Source organism: Streptomyces sp. ISL-12, from assembly GCF_018614415.1.
Classification (GTDB): Bacteria; Actinomycetota; Actinomycetes; order Streptomycetales; family Streptomycetaceae; genus Streptomyces.
Map to the genome: position 1 here is coordinate 1 of NZ_JAGGOO010000047.1, position 16,926 is coordinate 16,926.

At 71.9% G+C, this 16,926-nt stretch carries 16 protein-coding genes; 13 read left to right on the plus strand and 3 right to left on the minus strand.

The genetic code is table 11. The features are described from left to right. Positions 1-84 precede the first annotated feature (84 nt). The 8 genes from J7I94_RS13670 (at position 85) to J7I94_RS13705 (ending at position 7,399) form a co-directional block, all read left to right on the plus strand. Entirely contained in the window at positions 85-729 is a 645-nt protein-coding gene (locus tag J7I94_RS13670; RefSeq protein WP_215167345.1) for an HAD family phosphatase, read from the plus strand. Between the two features lie 349 nt (positions 730-1,078). After that, on the plus strand, positions 1,079-2,284 hold the full coding sequence (locus tag J7I94_RS13675) for an MFS transporter (RefSeq protein WP_215167346.1): 1,206 nt from the start codon (positions 1,079-1,081) through the stop codon (positions 2,282-2,284). Beyond that, positions 2,235-3,410 (plus strand): acetoin utilization protein AcuC, encoded by a 1,176-nt coding sequence (locus J7I94_RS13680; protein WP_215167347.1) that lies wholly within the window; start codon positions 2,235-2,237, stop codon positions 3,408-3,410. Before J7I94_RS13675 ends, J7I94_RS13680 begins: the two co-directional genes overlap by 50 nt. A 205-nt stretch (positions 3,411-3,615) precedes the next feature. Beyond that, positions 3,616-4,431 carry a phosphatase gene (locus J7I94_RS13685; protein WP_215167348.1) on the plus strand — a complete coding sequence of 272 codons (816 nt, stop codon included), beginning with the start codon at positions 3,616-3,618 and terminating at the stop codon, positions 4,429-4,431. 129 nt (positions 4,432-4,560) lie between these two features. Beyond that, on the plus strand, positions 4,561-4,770 hold the full coding sequence (locus J7I94_RS13690; RefSeq protein WP_215167349.1) for a helix-turn-helix domain-containing protein: 210 nt from the start codon (positions 4,561-4,563) through the stop codon (positions 4,768-4,770). Positions 4,771-4,935: 165 nt separating this feature from the next. After that, positions 4,936-5,034 carry a 30S ribosomal protein bS22 gene (locus tag J7I94_RS13695; protein WP_003948845.1) on the plus strand — a complete coding sequence of 33 codons (99 nt, stop codon included), beginning with the start codon at positions 4,936-4,938 and terminating at the stop codon, positions 5,032-5,034. 221 nt (positions 5,035-5,255) lie between these two features. Next, complete coding sequence (locus J7I94_RS13700) at positions 5,256-6,317, plus strand: NAD-dependent epimerase/dehydratase family protein (protein ID WP_215167350.1); 1,062 nt, start codon at positions 5,256-5,258, stop codon at positions 6,315-6,317. 14 nt (positions 6,318-6,331) lie between these two features. Continuing rightward, the gene (locus J7I94_RS13705) at positions 6,332-7,399 is read left to right on the plus strand and encodes a lysophospholipid acyltransferase family protein (protein ID WP_215167351.1); all 1,068 of its coding nucleotides are present in this window, start codon (positions 6,332-6,334) and stop codon (positions 7,397-7,399) included. 69 nt (positions 7,400-7,468) lie between these two features. On the opposite strand, the gene J7I94_RS13710 is transcribed toward J7I94_RS13705, so the two are convergent. The 3 genes from J7I94_RS13710 to J7I94_RS13720 all read right to left on the minus strand — a co-directional run bounded on the left by J7I94_RS13710 (position 7,469) and on the right by J7I94_RS13720 (position 10,960). Continuing rightward, positions 7,469-8,704: a DUF5667 domain-containing protein gene (locus J7I94_RS13710; RefSeq protein ID WP_215167352.1), complete on the minus strand. Its 1,236-nt coding sequence runs from the start codon at positions 8,702-8,704 to the stop codon at positions 7,469-7,471. A gap of 218 nt (positions 8,705-8,922) precedes the next feature. After that, a complete protein-coding gene (locus tag J7I94_RS13715; protein ID WP_215167353.1) occupies positions 8,923-9,723 on the minus strand; it encodes an ECF subfamily RNA polymerase sigma factor, BldN family in 801 nt (266 codons plus the stop codon). 313 nt (positions 9,724-10,036) lie between these two features. Further along, on the minus strand, positions 10,037-10,960 hold the full coding sequence (locus J7I94_RS13720) for an HAD family phosphatase (RefSeq protein ID WP_215167354.1): 924 nt from the start codon (positions 10,958-10,960) through the stop codon (positions 10,037-10,039). Positions 10,961-11,122: 162 nt separating this feature from the next. Here J7I94_RS13720 and J7I94_RS13725 point away from each other — a divergent pair, with 162 nt between their 5' ends. The 5 genes from J7I94_RS13725 (at position 11,123) to J7I94_RS13745 (ending at position 16,908) form a co-directional block, all read left to right on the plus strand. Further along, the gene (locus tag J7I94_RS13725; protein WP_215167355.1) at positions 11,123-11,419 is read left to right on the plus strand and encodes a glutaredoxin family protein; all 297 of its coding nucleotides are present in this window, start codon (positions 11,123-11,125) and stop codon (positions 11,417-11,419) included. 302 nt (positions 11,420-11,721) lie between these two features. Continuing rightward, positions 11,722-12,540 carry a redox-sensing transcriptional repressor Rex gene (locus J7I94_RS13730; protein WP_215167356.1) on the plus strand — a complete coding sequence of 273 codons (819 nt, stop codon included), beginning with the start codon at positions 11,722-11,724 and terminating at the stop codon, positions 12,538-12,540. Beyond that, complete coding sequence (locus J7I94_RS13735; protein ID WP_215167357.1) at positions 12,537-14,243, plus strand: glutamyl-tRNA reductase; 1,707 nt, start codon at positions 12,537-12,539, stop codon at positions 14,241-14,243. The genes J7I94_RS13730 and J7I94_RS13735 overlap by 4 nt, the downstream gene beginning before the upstream one ends. Next, entirely contained in the window at positions 14,240-15,199 is a 960-nt protein-coding gene (gene hemC / locus J7I94_RS13740) for a hydroxymethylbilane synthase (RefSeq protein ID WP_215167358.1), read from the plus strand. Before J7I94_RS13735 ends, hemC begins: the two co-directional genes overlap by 4 nt. Then, positions 15,196-16,908 carry a bifunctional uroporphyrinogen-III C-methyltransferase/uroporphyrinogen-III synthase gene (locus J7I94_RS13745; RefSeq protein ID WP_215167359.1) on the plus strand — a complete coding sequence of 571 codons (1,713 nt, stop codon included), beginning with the start codon at positions 15,196-15,198 and terminating at the stop codon, positions 16,906-16,908. Before hemC ends, J7I94_RS13745 begins: the two co-directional genes overlap by 4 nt. The last annotated feature ends 18 nt before the right edge of the window (positions 16,909-16,926 follow it).

A 16,926-nucleotide genomic window follows, 5' to 3' on the forward strand; every position in this document is an offset into this window, starting at 1 on the left:
GTAGGACGCCGCCGAACAATTTTTGGATAAAGGGAAACCCCCGCACCTTTTGGTGCGGGGGTTTTCTGCGTTTAGGGTCGGTGTATGCGCTACGACCTGGTCATCTTCGACAACGACGGCGTGCTCGTCGACAGTGAGCCGATCTCCAACCGGCTGCTGGCCGGCTATCTGACGGAGCTCGGGCATCCGACCTCGTACGAGGACTCTTTGCGGGACTACATGGGGGCCGCCATGCATCGGGTCCATGATCTGATCCGGGAACGGACTGGGCGGGGGCTGCCCGAGGATTTTGACGATGTCTTTCATGGGCGGGTGTTCGCGGCTTTCGAGAGGGAGCTGGCGGCGGTGCCCGGTGTGGTCGGGGTGCTGGAGCAGCTTGCCGCGGACGGGGCGGCGTACTGCGTGGCGTCGTCCGGGAGTCATGAGCGGATTCGGGTGGGGCATCGGACGACCGGGCTGGACCGGTGGTTCGATGACGGGCGGATTTTCAGTTCGGAGGATGTGGGGCGGGGGAAGCCGGCGCCGGATCTGTTCCTGTACGCGGCCGAGCGGATGGGCGTGGCGCCGGAGCGGTGTGTGGTCGTCGAGGACAGTCCGCTCGGGGTGGCGGCGGCCGTGGCGGCCGGGATGGACGTCGTGGGGTTCACGGCCATGACGCCGGCGGAGAAGCTGGGCGGGGCCGGGAAGGTGTTCGCGGACATGCGGGAGCTGCCCGGTCTGCTGTCCTGACGGACATCTGTCATGGGGGATGCGGACGGTTGTCCCTGGCGGCGGACGGGCTCCCGACAGGACGCTGGGGCACTACGTGATGAAGGACGGGGCGGGGTCAGGATCAGTACGCTCGCGGCGCTCGGGACAGCGTGGCCACCAGTGTGGTGGGGGTCGTGAGGGCGTACGTGCTGCCCGTCGACGTGATGGTGTGGCTCGGGACCGTGGTCATGTGCGGGGTGCTCGGGGTGACCTTCGTGGTCAGTGGGGCGTTGGCGGCCGGGCGGGAGGCGTGCGCCGCGGAAGGTGACGTCGATTCGTCTCCGGCGGGACCTACCCAGCGGTAGGGCGGGGCCCTACGCTCGCCGCCATGACGGATGTGCCGCGGCGGGGCAGGGTTTCTCTGGCGTTCGGCTTCTTCGCCCAGGGCGTGGCGTTCGCGCTGCTGGTGACGCGCATTCCGGCCGTGCAGGACCGGTACGGGGTCTCCGACGGGCTGCTTCCGGTGTTTCTGGCGGCCGTGCCGGTACTGGCCGGTGTGGGGAGCGTGGTGACCGGGCGGCTGGTGCGGCGGGTGCGGCCGAGTCGGGTGCTGCGGTGGTCCCAGCCGGTGGTGCTGCTGGCGTTGCTCGGGGTCGGGCTGGGTGAGGGGATGGCCCAGTTGGCCGTCGCGCTCGGGGCGTTCGGGCTGGCGGTGGGGGCGTTGGACGCCTCGATGAACATGCTCGGGGTCAGCCTGCAGCGGGCGTACGGGCGGAGCATCATGCTCGGGTTCCATGCCGCGTACAGCTTGGGCGGGATCGTCGGGGCCTCGCTGGCGTGGGCAGGGGCGCACTGGGGGCTGGCGCTGTGGGTGTCGTATCTGCCGGTGGTCGGGGTGCTGGTGCCGGCGGCGCTGGTGGGGAGCCGGTGGTATGTGGACCGGGGTGGGGAGGAGGGAGGAGCCGGTGAGGGTGGGTTGGAGTTTCGGGTGTTGCTGCCGTTGTGTCTGGTGATGGCCTTCGCGTACATCGGGGACTCGACGGTGTCCAACTGGAGTGCCAAGTACCTGCAGGACGTGCTGGGGAGTTCGGAGCAGCTGGCGACCGTGCCGTACAGCGTGTACATGGTGACCACGTTGGCCGGGCGGGCTCTGGGGGACTTCGGGGTGCGGCGGCTGGGGGCCCTGGTGGTCGTGCGGGGTGGGGCGCTGGTGGCGGCGGTGGGGTTCGCGGTGGTGGCGGGGGCGCCGGTGGCCTGGGTGGGGATGGCCGGGTTCACGCTGCTGGGGGTGGGGCTGTGCGTGCTGGTGCCGCAGACGTTCGCGGCGGCGGGGCGGTTGTTTCCCGGGGCTTCGGATGCGGCTGTCGCGCGGCTGAATGTCTTCAATTACGTGGGTTTTCTGGTGGGTTCGCCTTTGGTCGGGGCGCTCGGGGGTGTGTGGAGTTATCGCGGGGCGATGCTGGTGCCGATGGTGTTGGTGCTGGTGACGGTCGTGTACGCCCGGTCGTTCGAGGCGGGCGGGGCCGACCGATACGGTGGCGGGCATGAGCGGGCGCGCGCGGCTGATGTGGGACGAGGCGGTAACGGGTTATGACTTCGGGCCGGACCATCCGATGGATCCGGTGCGGCTCGCCCTGACGCGCGCGCTGGTCGGTGCCTTCGGGCTCGACCGGGAGCTGGACGTCGTAGCGGCGAAGGCGGCCGGGGAGTCGACGTTGCGGCTGGTGCACCGGGAGGACTACATCGCGGCGGTGAAGGCGGCTTCCGTCGATCCGGGGGCGGCGGACGGCGCGTACGGGCTGGGGACGGTCGATGATCCGGCGTTCGCGGGGATGCACGAGGTGTCGGCGCTGATCGCCGGGCAGTCGGTGGGGGCGGCGGAGGCGGTGTGGCGGGGGGACGCGCTGCACGCGGTGAACTTCGCGGGCGGGCTGCATCACGCGATGCCGGGGGCGGCGTCGGGGTTCTGCGTGTACAACGACGCGGCGCTGGCGATCGCGCGGCTGCTGGAGCTGGGTGCCGAGCGGGTCGTGTACGTGGATGTCGATGTGCATCACGGGGACGGGGTGCAGGCGGCGTTCTGGGAGGACCCGCGGGTGCTGACGGTGTCGTTGCACGAGCATCCGCGGATGTTGTTCCCGGGGAGCGGGTGGCCCGAAGAGACCGGGGCGGACGGGGCGGCGGAGGGATCGGCGGTGAACGTCGCGTTGCCGGCGGGGACCGGGGACGCGGGGTGGCTGCGGGCGTTCCACGCGGTGGTGCCGGAGCTGGTTTCGTCTTTTCGGCCGCAGGTGCTGGTGACGCAGCACGGGGCGGACACGCACTTCGAGGATCCGTTGGCGCACCTGGCGGTGTCGGTGGACGCGCAGCGGGCGGTGCAGGTGGCGTGCCATGAGCTGGCGCACGAGTACGCCGGGGGCCGGTGGGTGGCGCTGGGCGGGGGCGGTTACGCGGTGGTGGACGTGGTGCCGCGGTCGTGGACGCATCTGGTGGGGATCGCGGCGGGGCGGGAGGTGGCGCCGGAGGCGGTGATCCCGGAGTCGTGGCGGGCGGAGGTGTACGCGCGGACCCGGCAGTTGGGGCCGATGCGGATGACGGACGGGCGGTGGCCTGTGTCGTGGGCGGGGTGGGAGGCGGGGTACGACCCCGCGGACCGGGTGGATCAGGCGGTGGTGGCGGCTCGGCGGGCGGTGTTTCCGTTGCGGGGGTTGTTGGCTTGACGGGTGTCGGCCGGCGGTGTTGGCCGACGGTCGTGCGGGGCGGGGCGGGGCGGGTCGGTTGTCGGGTGCGTGGCGTTGTGGCTGACGGCTTGCGGCGCCCGCGGTGGGGCGAGGCGTTCGTGGTGGGGGGCGGGGTGGTCGGCCGAGTGGGTGGAGTCGGGGGGAAACGGGGTCGGGCGGGGGCCGGGTTCGGGAGTATCGGGGGGTGGTGTCGGCACGGGAGCTTCGTGATCATCTGCTCGATGCCCGGCTGGCCGGGGTCGTGGCGACCTCGCGGGAGACGAGCCTGCGCAGTTATCGGCTGTTCGCGGCCCGGGATCCCCGGGTGCTGCTGGGGATCGATCCCGTAGGGGCCTGGCGGCAGCGGGAGGTGATCGAGCTGATGGCGGACCGGTGCGGCGTATCGGCCGACCCCCGATGCGTCACGGGGCAGGACGTGATCGATCCGGACCGGACGCTGAGCGCCCTGGACGCCTTCGCGGACCGGCTCGCGGAGGCCGCCCGGCGTGGGGCCCCGGTCGTGCTCGGCACCGGGCATCCGCACCGGCTGCTCGGTTTCTACGCCGCCTTGGCGGACGCCCTGTCGGCGGCGGGATGTGCCGTTCTCACCCCGGCGCAGGGTCGCTGTGTCGACATAACGACCCGGTTCGGTCTACGCACGTACAACCTCGACTACGTACGAGGCGTCGCGTTGGTGCGGGAACCCGGCCCTGAACGCCCCGGTTGTGAGCCCGGCGCGCACACCCACTCACCCCTCCCGGTTCGGACCGCGCTGGCCGGTGCGGCGGAGGCCGGCGGGGTGCTGCCGGAGCTGGTGATCGGAGACCACGGATGGGTCTGCGGAGCAGGTCAGCTGGGGTTCGAGGCCATCGGGCTCGCTGATACGGACGACCCCGCGCTCTTCGTGGGTCAGGCAGAGGGGTGCGTGTCCGTCGTCGTTCCACTTGATGACGGCGTGCGGTCCGATTACTACCTCCCGCTTACCCGCTACGTACTCAATCGAGCGTGTCTGTCCCAGTAGGGCGCCGATGCGTGCACCTCTTCCCCACTCGCATCACCCGCACCTACATTGGGGAGTGAGCACGCAGCGACGAAGAGTCACCGGAAGGGGAAGCCGGTGGCCGTCGAGTGCGGAAGGTTCAGGTGTGTCATGGCTGATGACCAGAGGCCTCTGAGCGAGGTTCAGTTCCTTACCGTGGCGGAGGTCGCCTCGGTGATGCGAGTGTCGAAGATGACCGTGTACCGGTTGGTGCACAGCGGTCATCTGCCCGCGATCCGGGTGGGGCGGTCCTTCCGCGTCCCGGAGAATGCGGTTCACGAGTACCTCCGCGAGAGCTTCGTGGGGGTGGACACGGCCTGATCAGGGCCCGTCAGGGCTCGGGGGAGGTCCCCGGCAGTCCCGTCGGACCTCCCCCGTCCCCTCGATTACGACCTCAGCGCTCGGGCAGGTAGGCTAGCCCCTCGTAGGTCGTGTGGGCCCATGGCGCCCAAACAACCGAGTGATGAGAAGTGAGCGAGGGTAGTCGTGGGCTCTGTTATCAAGAAGCGGCGCAAGCGGATGGCCAAGAAGAAGCACCGCAAGCTGCTCAAGCGCACGCGCGTTCAGCGTCGCAACAAGAAGTAAGCGACGCGACGCCGCGAAAGCGTCATCTGTGGCCCCCCACCGGATCCGGTGGGGGGCCACAGACGTTCCGGAGACGGACGTGCGCGGCGGGCGGGCAGGTGGGCCGTACGGCCGTTTTCCGTCACGGGACGCGTCCGGCGGTCATCACTGCGCAACACCGAGCCGATAGGTTGGCCCGCGGGCGGGGAACCCGGCGGGGGACCGAGAGAAAGGCGCGGATCGTGGGCAAGGTCGTGCTCGTGACCGGAGTGGCCCGGCAGTTGGGGGGCCGCTTCGTGCGGCGGATCCAGCGGGACCCGGCGGTGGACCGGGTCGTCGGTGTGGACGCGGTTCCGCCCGAGCACCATCTGGGCGGCGCGGACTTCGTCCAGGCCGACATCCGGCAGCCCACCATCGCGCGGGTGCTGGCGGAGACGGGCGCCGACACGGTCGTCCACATGGACGTCACCGGCACCCCGCTGGGCAGCGGCAGCCGGACGTCGGTCAAGGAGACCAACGTCATCGGGACCATGCAGCTGCTCGGCGCCTGCCAGAAGTCGCCGGCCGTGCGGCGGCTGGTGGTGAAGTCCAGTACGAACGTCTACGGGTCCGCGCCCCGCGATCCGGCCGTCTGCACCGAGACGACGTCGGCCAAGTCCCTGCCCAGCGGTGGCTTCGCCAAGGACACCGTGGAGGTCGAGGGGTACGTTCGGGGCTTCGCGCGGCGGCGGCCGGACGTCGCGGTGTGCGTGCTGCGGTTCGCCAACGTCCTCGGCCCGGCCACCGACACCCCCCTGGCGTCGTACTTCTCGCTGCCGGTGCTGCCGACGGTGTTCGGCTACGACCCGCGGCTGCAGTTCGTCCACGAGGACGACGCGATCGAGGTGCTGCGGATCGCCTCGCACGAGCCGGAGCGGGGGACGCTGAACAGCGGGACGTTCAACATCGCCGGGGACGGTGTCCTGGTGCTCTCCCAGTGCGCGCGGCGGCTGGGCCGGCCCACCGTGCCGATGCTGCTGCCCGTGGTCACCTGGGCGGGGTCCCTGGTGCGTACGCTGGGGGTGACGGACTTCTCCCCCGAGCAGATCCGGCTGCTCACGCACGGCCGGGTCGTGGACACCACCCAGATGCGCGAGACGCTGGGTTTCCAGCCGAAACACACCACCGCCGAGACGTTCGCGGACTTCGCACGCAGCCGGGAGCCGGGGCTGCTCCCGCCGGCCGCCGTCGCGAGGGCCGTGGACCGGATCGCCGCGCTGTCCCGTACGGGCGGCGGCCACACCCCGACGCAGAGCGCCAACTGAGGAGCGCATCAACGATGGCTGATGCCAAGGTCATTCCGTTCGACGACGACCGGTCCCGCGGGGGCGCCGGGCAGCGCTCGGCGCGGCGCAGGGGCGGCGCGGGGAGCCGGCGGGCGAGTGCGGCGGAGTCCGCCGCGCCGGTCGGCGAGGTCCAGGCGCTGCCCGTGCGGCAGGGCGGGGAGGGCGACGGTCCGGTGGCAGGGGAGGGCCGGGAGCTGCCCCCGGGGGAGGACGGTGGCGGTGACGGGCTGGAGCGGCGGATCGCGGGCGGGCTGGCGTTCCTGCGCCGGCGCCTGACCGGTGACTACGAGGTCGACGACTTCGGCTATGACGCCGAGCTGACCGACCAGGTGCTGATGTCCGTGCTGCGTCCGGTGTACGAGAAGTACTTCCGGGTCGAGGTGAAGGGCGTCGAGAACATCCCGGCCGAGGGCGGGGCGCTGATCGTCGCCAACCACTCCGGGACGCTGCCGCTGGACGGCCTGATGATGCAGGTCGCGGTCCACGACAACCATCCGGCGGGGCGGCATCTGCGGCTGCTCGCGGCGGACCTGGTGTTCGTGCTGCCGGTCGTCAACGAGCTGGCCCGCAAGCTGGGACACACCCTGGCCTGCGCGGAGGACGCGGCGCGGCTGCTCGGGCAGGGGGAGCTGGTCGGGGTGATGCCGGAGGGGTTCAAGGGGCTGGGCAAGCCGTTCGGCGACCGGTACAAGCTGCAGCGGTTCGGCCGGGGCGGGTTCGTCTCCACGGCGCTGCGGGCGGGGACGCCGATCGTCCCGTGCTCGATCGTCGGCGCGGAGGAGATCTACCCGATGATCGGCAACGCCAGGACGCTGGCCCGGCTGCTGGGATTCCCGTACTTCCCGCTGACGCCGACGTTCCCGTGGCTGGGGCCGTTGGGGGCGGTGCCGTTGCCGACGAAGTGGACGATCCAGTTCGGCGAGCCGATCCCCACGGACCACTATCCGGCGGAGGCGGCGGAGGACCCGATGCTGATGTTCAACCTGACCGACCAGGTCAGGGAGCAGATCCAGCACACGCTGTACAAGCTGCTGGTGCAGCGGCGGTCGGTGTTCTTCTAGACGCTCAGAGGTCCGACATGACGGTACGGCGGTGGGGCGTCCCCACCGCCGTACGGCGTCAGGCCCGTCTCAGTCGGTGTCCTCGCCCTCGATGCCCAGGTCGGGCAGCAGGCCCGGGAGGAGGGGCGGCAGCGTGACGTCCGGCTCGGGGGCGGGCGTCTTGTCGCCGGTGGACGGTGAGGTGGGGGTGGTCTCCTCGGGCGGGTCGAGCAGGCCGCCGGTGCCGCCGCCGAGCAGGCCGTCGCTCTCGCTGCCGGAGTCGGCGGACTCGCTGGGGTGCCGGCTGTCGGTGCGGCCGGGCTCGGAGGAGTCGCTCCGGCCGGTGCTGGGCGGCGCGGAGCTGCCGGAGCCGGACGGTGTCGAGCCGACCGATCCGGAGCCGCCGTCCTGCCGGCCCGCGTCGTCGTCCCGGGACGGCGGCTGGGGGAGCAGGGACCGCAGCGGGGCCACGTCCTCGTCTATGGCGTCGAACACCGACGACACCTGCTCGCTGACGTCGCCGAGCTGCACGGGCAGCCGCTCGCGCAGGGTCCCCCAGGCGTCCCGGTGGGAGCGCGAGAAGGCGGAGAGCGCCCGCATCGGGTCGAGCGAGTCGGGGTCGCGGGCGTAGACCGCGCTGAGCAGGCGGTGGCCCTCGGACGCGTCCTGCTGCATGCCGGACAGGGCGCGGCGGATCTCGCCGAGGGCCTCGTGGTCGAGGGAGCCGCTCCGGTCGCGCTCGACCAGCCGGCGGGCCTCGCTCAGCCGGGTGGAGGCCAGGTCGAGGTAACCGCGGCCGCGCTCGGTGTCGTCGTCGGCGAGGCCGAGCTTGAAGTCCTCTATGCCGCGCTTGAGGCCGTAGAGCGAGTCGCCCGGCAGGGCGTCGGAACTGGCCGCGGCGACTCCGCCGAAGGCTCCGGCGGCCACGCCGACGCTGAGTCCGCCGGCGGTGAGGCCCTTGGCCAGCCGTGAGCGGGGCCGGAATTTCCTGAGCGGTGTCGCCCGGTGGGCGCCGCGGGCGCGGCGCTGCTCGGGTACCGACGGGTCCGCCTCGCCGCCCGCGGTGCCTTCCTGGAGCATGGCCTCGAACGCGGCCACCAGCTGGGCCCGCTGGACGACCTTGACCTCCGGGTCCAGCTCGGGCTTGGGCAGCGCGTCGAGACCGGCTGTCAGGGCCACCATGCGGCCCTGCTCGGTCCGGTCCGCGGGGGCCGCGGCCGGTGCCGGTTCTTCGGACTGCTCGGCCGCCGGGCCGCGGTCGGGCTGCTCCTCCAGAGCCTGGGCGAAGGCGTTCGCCCGCCGGTGCGCCGATACGTTCGCGATCACTGGCGGCACCTCCTCTCGTCATGACGGTCGACTCCCCAGGGGGTCCTGAGGGTTGCACACCCTGACCAGGACCACACGAATGTGTGATCGAAGTCGGCCAGGGAGTGACCACAGGGAGCCTGCATCCCGCTCAACGAGTGGCGCGGCACTTGGGTTACGCACGGCGGGCAAGCGGGCCGGTGAGTCAACGAACCGTCACCGATGGTGACTTGGGAGGCTCAGCGGGCGTCGTCCGGGAGCAGCCGGGCGAGGGTGCGCACGGCCCGGTACTGGAGGGTCTTGATGGCGCCTTCGTTCTTGCCCATCACGCGGGCGGTCTCGGCGACGGAGAGGCCCTGGAGGAAGCGCAGCGTCACGCATTCCTGCTGCTGGGGGTTGAGCCGGCGTACGGCGTCCAGCAGGGCGGCGTTGGAGAGGGACTCCAGGACGGAGTCCTCGGGGGAGCGCTCGACCTCGTTGGCGTCGAGCATCTCGCCGGTGGTCACTTCGAGCCGGAAGCGGCTGGACTTGAAGTGGTCGGCGACCAGGTTGCGGGCGATCGTCACCAGCCAGGCGCCGAAGTCGCGCCCCTGCCAGGTGAAGGTGCCGATGCGGCGCAGGGCGCGCAGAAAGGTCTCGCTGGTCAGGTCCTCGGCGGTGGCCTTGCCTCCCACGCGGTAGTAGATGTACCGGTACACGGTGTCGCTGTACTGGTCGTAGAGCCGTCCGAAGGCGTCGGCTTCGCCCGCCTGGGCGCGCTCCACCAGGTCCATCATCCGGGCGCTGTCGCTGTCCGCGGCAGGGCGCCGGGCGGTCGTCCCGGAGGCGCGTGCGCGTCTGCCGACGGCGGCGGCGCCGCTCTCGGCGAGCGCGTAGGCCGGGCCGACGGGGGCGGTGGCTGCGGCGAATGCGGGGACGGCGTACGCGGTGGGGACGGCATACGCGGTGGGGACGTAGTCGCGGAACAGGTCCTGGAGCGTTTTGACCGTTGCGCGCAGCGTAGCCAGGCCCGAGGCGTCAACCCCGACGTGTGGGTACACGGGACTCCCAGAGGCAGAGCTTCCATCACGTGCAGTGCGGGACCTTTCACCCGTCGTAGCGACGGAGGGGTACCGGATTGCGTCTGAGGAGAATAACGCTTCGTACAGGCCCTGCTACACCCAGTTGCTCAAATCATCGATTACGTCGCTTACGTAACCGAATGACGGCCGTTCGGGCGCCGGAGATTGATCGGTTGCTGATCGAAAGAGCCTGGGTTCGGCGTCGTAACGGAGCGTGTTGTGCTCGGGTGGGAGACGGGTGAGTGAGCCGGGGGCCGCGCGGGTACGTCAGACGGGTTGGCGGCCGGCCGGGTCAGCGGCGGCGTCGGTGCAGGGCGATGGCGGCCGCCGTGCCGCCGGCCACGGCGCCGACGCCGGCCGCCGCCGGGATGCCGACCTTGGCGGCCTTGCGGCCGGTGCGGTAGTCCCGCAGGCGCCAGTCCAGTTCCCGGGCGTGGCGGCGCAGTTTCGAGTCGGGGTTGATCGCGTAGGGGTGGCCGACCAGGGACAGCATCGGGATGTCGTTGTGCGAGTCGCTGTAGGCCGCGCAGCGGGTCAGGTCCAGGCCCTCCGCCGCCGCCAGGGCGCGGACCGCCTCGGCCTTGGCCGGGCCGTGCAGGGGTTCGCCGACCAGCTTGCCGGTGTAGACGCCGCCGATCGACTCCGCGACCGTGCCGAGCGCGCCGGTCAGGCCGAGGCGGCGGGCGATCACCTGGGCGATCTCCACCGGGGCGGCCGTGACCAGCCAGACCTTCTGGCCCGCGTCCAGGTGGGCCTGGGCGAGGGCGCGGGTGCCGGGCCAGATGCGCTCGGCCATGTACTCGTCGTAGATCTCCTCGCCGATCGACTTCAGCTCGGAGACGCGGTGGCCCTTGACGATGGAGAGCGCCGAGTCGCGGGCGTCCTGCATGTGCTCGGGGTCCTCGAAGCCGGCCAGCCGGAACCACGCCTGCTGCCAGGCGAACCGGGCCAGGTCGCGGGTCTCGAAGAACTTGCGCTTGTACAGGCCGCGTCCGAAGTGGAACAGCGCGGCGCCCTGCATGACCGTGTTGTCCAGGTCGAAGAAGGCGGCGGCCCGGTCGTCGCCGTGCACCGGGAAATCCGGCTCACCGGCGGCGTCGGGCACCGGGAGGTCCTGGGTGGATTTGCGGGCTGCCTCCGCCGACGCCTCGCCTGCCAGCACGCTGCGCGCGGTGGCGGAGCGCCTTCGGGGAGTGAGCCATCCAAGAGCGGCCATGCCCGTGAGCATAGCCAGTTTGTTCGGGCGTTCCGGAGTCGAGGGGTTGGGAGGCTGTGAACTCTGCGCGACCGAACCGTTGAAGCCGCCGTGCGCCCGGCGCGTCGCGGCGGCGTCGCGACGGGACTTCCGTACGGCGCGGCGCGCGCGAGAATGGCCGGCATGAGCCCCGTCTTCCGCAGAAAGACGCCGTCGCGTCCCGAGCACCAGCCCCGTTCCGAGAACCATCTCGTCACCCTCATCCGCAAACCTGGCTGCCACCTGTGTGATGACGCACAGCTCGTCGTCGAGAAGGTGTGCGCCGACCTCGGCGTCCCGTGGGAGGCGAAGGACATCACCGCGGACCGCGGCCTCCACGACGCGTACTGGGAGCAGATCCCCGTGGTCCTCGTCGACGGACGCCAGCACACCTTCTGGCGTGTGAACGAGGAACGCCTGCGCAGGGCACTGACCGAGTAGTCCGACTGGTCCGAGTAGTCCAAGAGCTGTCGGATGGTCGCTTAAAATCAATGGTGACGTGGTCTCGGGGGCGTGGATCGTGAGGAGCGTGTACGGCTTTGCCCCCAATAGAAGAGGAACGAGTGCGCGAGCGCGCCGGTTCCCCGATCGTGCGCCGGGGGCGCGTGACCCCGGTCACGTTGGCCGGGCAAATCGGACACCATCTTTGTGCACGCGTTCACAAAGACATAGCCTGCATTCGACGGGGCGGTCATGTAGGGACGTATGACCGCCTACAGCCCCGCTCTACCCGCAGGAGCACCGTGGCAACTGGCCGAACACACCGACCGGCGACCCGCAGCCGAGGGATTCCCGAGGCCACCGTCGCCCGGCTTCCGCTGTACCTCCGCGCGCTGACCGCACTGTCGGAGCGCTCGGTGCCCACGGTCTCCTCCGAGGAGCTGGCCGCGGCGGCGGGGGTCAACTCCGCGAAGCTGCGCAAGGACTTTTCCTACCTCGGTTCCTACGGGACCCGGGGCGTCGGCTACGACGTCGAGTACCTCGTCTACCAGATCTCCCGTGAGCTGGGCCTGACCCAGGACTGGCCGGTCGTGATCGTCGGTATCGGCAACCTCGGCGCCGCGCTCGCCAACTACGGCGGGTTCGCCTCCCGCGGCTTCCGGGTCGCCGCGCTCATCGACGCCGACCCCGCGATGGCCGGGAAGCCGGTCGCGGGCATCCCGGTGCGGCACACCGACGAGCTGGAGCGGATCATCCAGGACAACGGCGTCTCGATCGGCGTGATCGCCACCCCCGCCGGTGCCGCCCAGCAGGTCTGCGACCGGCTGGTGGACGCCGGGGTGACCTCCATCCTGAACTTCGCGCCGACCGTGCTGAACGTCCCCGAGGGCGTCGACGTGCGCAAGGTCGACCTCTCCATCGAACTCCAGATCCTCGCCTTCCACGAGCAGCGCAAGGCCGGTGAGGAGGCCGCGGCGGACGGTGCCGTACCGGCTGCCGCCGCCCGCAAGCGCGCCGCCGCTGCCGCCGCTCCCGGCGCCGCCTCTGCTTCTGCCTCTGCCTCTGCCTCTGCCGACCAGGGTCCTGACGGGGACGACGTCCCCGCCGTGATGCCGGCATGAGCCTCCTCGTCGTCGGACTCAGCCACCGCAGCGCCCCCGTCAGCGTCCTCGAACGGGCCTCGCTGAACGCGGACGCGCAGAACAAGCTGCTCCAGGACACGGTCGCCGCCGAGCCGGCCGCCGAGGCCGCGGTGCTGGCCACCTGCAACCGCATCGAGCTCTACGCGGACGTGGACAAGTTCCACGCCGGGGTCGCCGAGCTGTCCACGCTGCTCGCCCAGCACAGCGGGGTCGGCCTGGAGGAGCTCACTCCCCACCTCTACGTGCACTACGAGGACCGGGCCGTCCACCATCTGTTGTCGGTGGCCTGCGGACTGGACTCGATGGTCGTCGGCGAGGGCCAGATCCTCGGGCAGATAAAGGATTCTCTGGCCCGCGCCCAGGACCTGCACACCGCCGGGCGGCTGCTGAACGACCTGTTCCAGCAGGCGCTGCGGGTCGGCAAGCGCGCCCACTCCGAGACCGGCATCGACCGCGCCGGGCAGTCCCTGGTCACCTTCGGCCTGGAACAGCTCGCCGCGGGCGCGGAGGTCTCCGGCTGGGCCCGGGGCAAGAAGGCCCTGGTCATCGGTGCCGGGTCGATGTCCTCGCTGGCCGCCGCGACGCTGGCCCGGGCCGGGGTCGCCGAGGTCGTGGTCGCCAACCGCACCTTCGAGCGCGCCGAGCGCCTCGCGCACCTGCTCGAAGAGCAGTACGGGCGCGGTCTGACCGAGGGCGACGACACGGACGTGGTGGCCCGCGCGGTACCGATGGACGCGGTGCCGGCCGAGCTGACACGTGCCGACGTCGCCGTCTCCTGCACCGGCGCGACCGGCCTGGTGCTCACCGTGGACGCGGTCGCCGCGGCGGTCGAGGGACGTACGGGCGAGCCCGTCGAGATCGCGGCCGCACCCGTCGCACCGGTCGCCGGGGCGCCGCTGCCGCCGACCAGTGTCGGCACCGAGGACGGCTGCCCGCTCGACCTGTCCGCCGCGCAGTCCGGCTTCTCCGTCATGGGGGAGGCGGCGGTGGCCGGCCTGGACGCCGCCGCGCTGGAGCAGCACGGGGCGTGGGCCGCGGGCGGTACCGCGGTGGACCAGCCTCGGGAGAGCGCCGACGCCGACCTGATCTCCGCGCTCGCCGCGACCGCGGCCACCGCCGGGCGGGTGCCCGAGATGCGCCGGCCCGAGCCGGTCCACGAGGTCCCGCGCCCGGAGCCCGTCCTCTTCCTCCTCGACCTCGCCATGCCGCGCGACATCGACGCCGCCGCGCACCGGCTGGCCGGGGCACGGCTGGTCGACATCGAGTCGCTGGCGGAGGCGTCCGCGGACGCTCCGATGGCGTCCGACGTGGACCAGGTCCGGCGGATCGTCGCGGACGAGGTCGCCGCGTTCGGCGCCGCCCAGCGGGCCGCGACCATCACCCCCACCGTGGTGGCGCTGCGCAGCATGGCCGCCGAGGTCGTGGCGAGCGAGATCGCCCGCCTCGAAGGGCGGCTGCCCGCCCTGGACGACAAGCACCGCGCCGAGATCACCCAGACGGTCCGGCGCGTGGTGGACAAGCTGCTGCACGCGCCGACGGTGCGGGTCAAGCAGCTCGCGGCCGAGCCAGGCGGCGCCGGGTACGCGGACGCGCTCCGCACCCTGTTCGACCTCGACCCCGAGACGGTGGCCTCCGTCTCCCGGGCCGGGAACAGCACTGAGAAGAACCGAGGACCGGCATGACCGAGAAGGCACTGAGACTGGGGACCAGGCGCAGCAAGCTCGCCATAGCCCAGTCCGGGCAGGTGGCGGACGCCGTGAGCCAGGTGACCGGACGGCCCGTCGAACTGGTCGAGATCACCACGTACGGCGATGTGTCGCGGGAGCAGCTCGCGCAGATCGGCGGCACCGGGGTGTTCGTGGCCGCGCTGCGCGAGGCGCTGCTGCGGGGTGAGGTCGACTTCGCGGTTCATTCGCTGAAGGACCTGCCGACCGCGCAGCCCGACGGCCTGGTGCTGGCCGCCGTACCCGAGCGCGAGGACCCGCGCGACGTGCTCGTCGCCCGGGACGCGCTGAAGTTCACGGACCTGCCGCGCGGCGCGCGCATCGGCACCGGCGCCCCCCGGCGCATGGCGCAGCTCAACGCGTACGCCCGCGCGCACGGCCTGGACATCGAGACGGTGCCGATCCGGGGCAACGTCGACACCCGCATCGGGTACGTCCGCAAGGGCGACCTCGACGCCGTCGTACTGGCCGCCGCGGGGCTCAACCGGATCGGCCGCGGCGACGAGGTGACCGACTTCCTGTCGGTCGACACGGTTCTGCCCGCCCCCGGCCAGGGGGCACTGGCGATCGAATGCACCGCGTCCGACGCGGAACTGATCGCCGCGCTCGGCGAACTCGACGACCCGTTCACGCGGGCCGCCGTAACCGCCGAGCGGTCACTGCTCGCCGCCCTGGAGGCCGGTTGCAGCGCACCCGTGGGGGCGCTGGCCGACCTGCTGGCCGACGGGCAGACTGTCAAGGAAATGCGCCTGCGCGGCGTCGTCGGCACGACCGACGGCTCGACGCTGGTGCAGTTGTCCACCACCGGTCCCGTGCCCGCAACGCACGAGGCGGCACTGGCTCTCGGTCGCGAACTCGCCACCGAGATGCTCGCCCAGGGCGCGGCCGGTCTGATGGGGGAGCGAGAACATTGAGCCCCACCGCCCTTCCCGCCGGTCCGGAACACGGGCACGTCACCTTCCTCGGTGCCGGACCCGGAGATCCGGGACTGCTGACACTGCGCGCCGTGGAGGCGCTGGCGCACGCGGACGTCCTCGTCGCCGAGCACGAGGTGCTCGACGTCGTACGTACGCATGCCCGGCACGGCGTGGCCGAAGTGCACACCGACCCGGACCCGTCCGGTGGTCCGGTCCCGGGCACAGGCACACCTCAGCTGGCGGTCGTTGACGGCTCGTCAACAACCGCTGGTGTCCCCGCCGTGCGGGATGCCGCACATCTTGTCATGGAGGCCGCGCGGGGCGGCAGGCGGGTGGTGCGTGCGGTCTCCGGGGACCCCGGGCTCGACACGTACGCCGCCGAGGAGATGCTGGCGTGCGCCGCCGCCGGGGTGCCCTTCGAGGTGGTTCCCGGTATCGCGTCCGCCGTCGGTGTGCCCGCGTACGCCGGTGTCCCGCTGCGGGACGCCGAGGGCGCGGACGTGCGGTTCGTGGACGCCCGCACGGCCTCCGACCGGTGCTGGACGGAGGTCGGCGCCTCGGACGGCACGGTGGTCGTCTCCACGACGCTGGACTCGGTGGCGGCCGCCGCGGGCGAGCTGGTGTCGGCGGGCCGCAAGCCGGACACGCCGATGACGGTGACGGTCGCCGGTACGACGACCCGTCAGCGCACCTGGACGGCGACGCTCGGCACCATCGCCCAGACGCTGAAGCAGGCCAAGGTGCTGCCGTCCCCGGACGGCGGCCGGCCGGTGATAGCCGTGGTCGGCGAGCGCTCCGCCCCCGCCCAGCGTGACCAGCTGTCGTGGTTCGAGTCCAAGCCGCTGTTCGGCTGGAAGGTGCTCGTGCCGCGTACGAAGGAGCAGGCGGCGTCGCTCTCCGACCAGCTGCGCTCCTACGGGGCCGTCCCGCACGAGGTCCCGACCATCGCCGTCGAGCCGCCGCGCACGCCCCAGCAGATGGAGCGGGCGGTGAAGGGGCTGGTGACCGGCCGCTACGAGTGGATCGCGTTCACGTCGGTCAACGCGGTCAAGGCCGTCCGCGAGAAGTTCGAGGAGTACGGGCTCGACGCGCGCGCCTTCGCCGGGATCAAGGTCGCGGCGGTGGGCGAGCAGACCGCCAACGCGCTGATCGCCTTCGGCGTGAAGCCGGACCTGGTGCCGAGCGGGGAGCAGTCGGCGGCCGGGCTGCTGGAGGACTGGCCGCCGTACGACCCGGTCTTCGACCCGATCGACCGGGTCTTCCTGCCGCGCGCCGACATCGCCACGGAGACGCTGGTCGCCGGGCTGATCGAGCTGGGCTGGGAGGTCGACGACGTCACCGCCTACCGGACGGTACGGGCGTCGCCGCCGCCGGCCACGACGCGGGAGGCGATCAAGGGCGGCGGGTTCGACGCGGTGCTGTTCACCTCGTCGTCGACGGTGCGGAACCTGGTCGGTATCGCGGGCAAGCCGCACAACGTGACGGTGATCGCCTGTATCGGCCCGGCGACGGCCAAGACGGCCGAGGAGCACGGGCTGCGGGTCGACGTCATGGCCCCCGAGCCGTCGGTACTGAAGCTGGCCGAGGCCCTGGCCGAGTTCGGGATGCGGCGCCGGGCGGCGGCACTGGAGGCGGGCGATCCGGTGACGCGGCCGAGCGAGCGGCGGCCGGGGTCGCGGCGGCGGCGGTCGACCACGACCAGCTGAGGCGGTTCCACGAGCAGG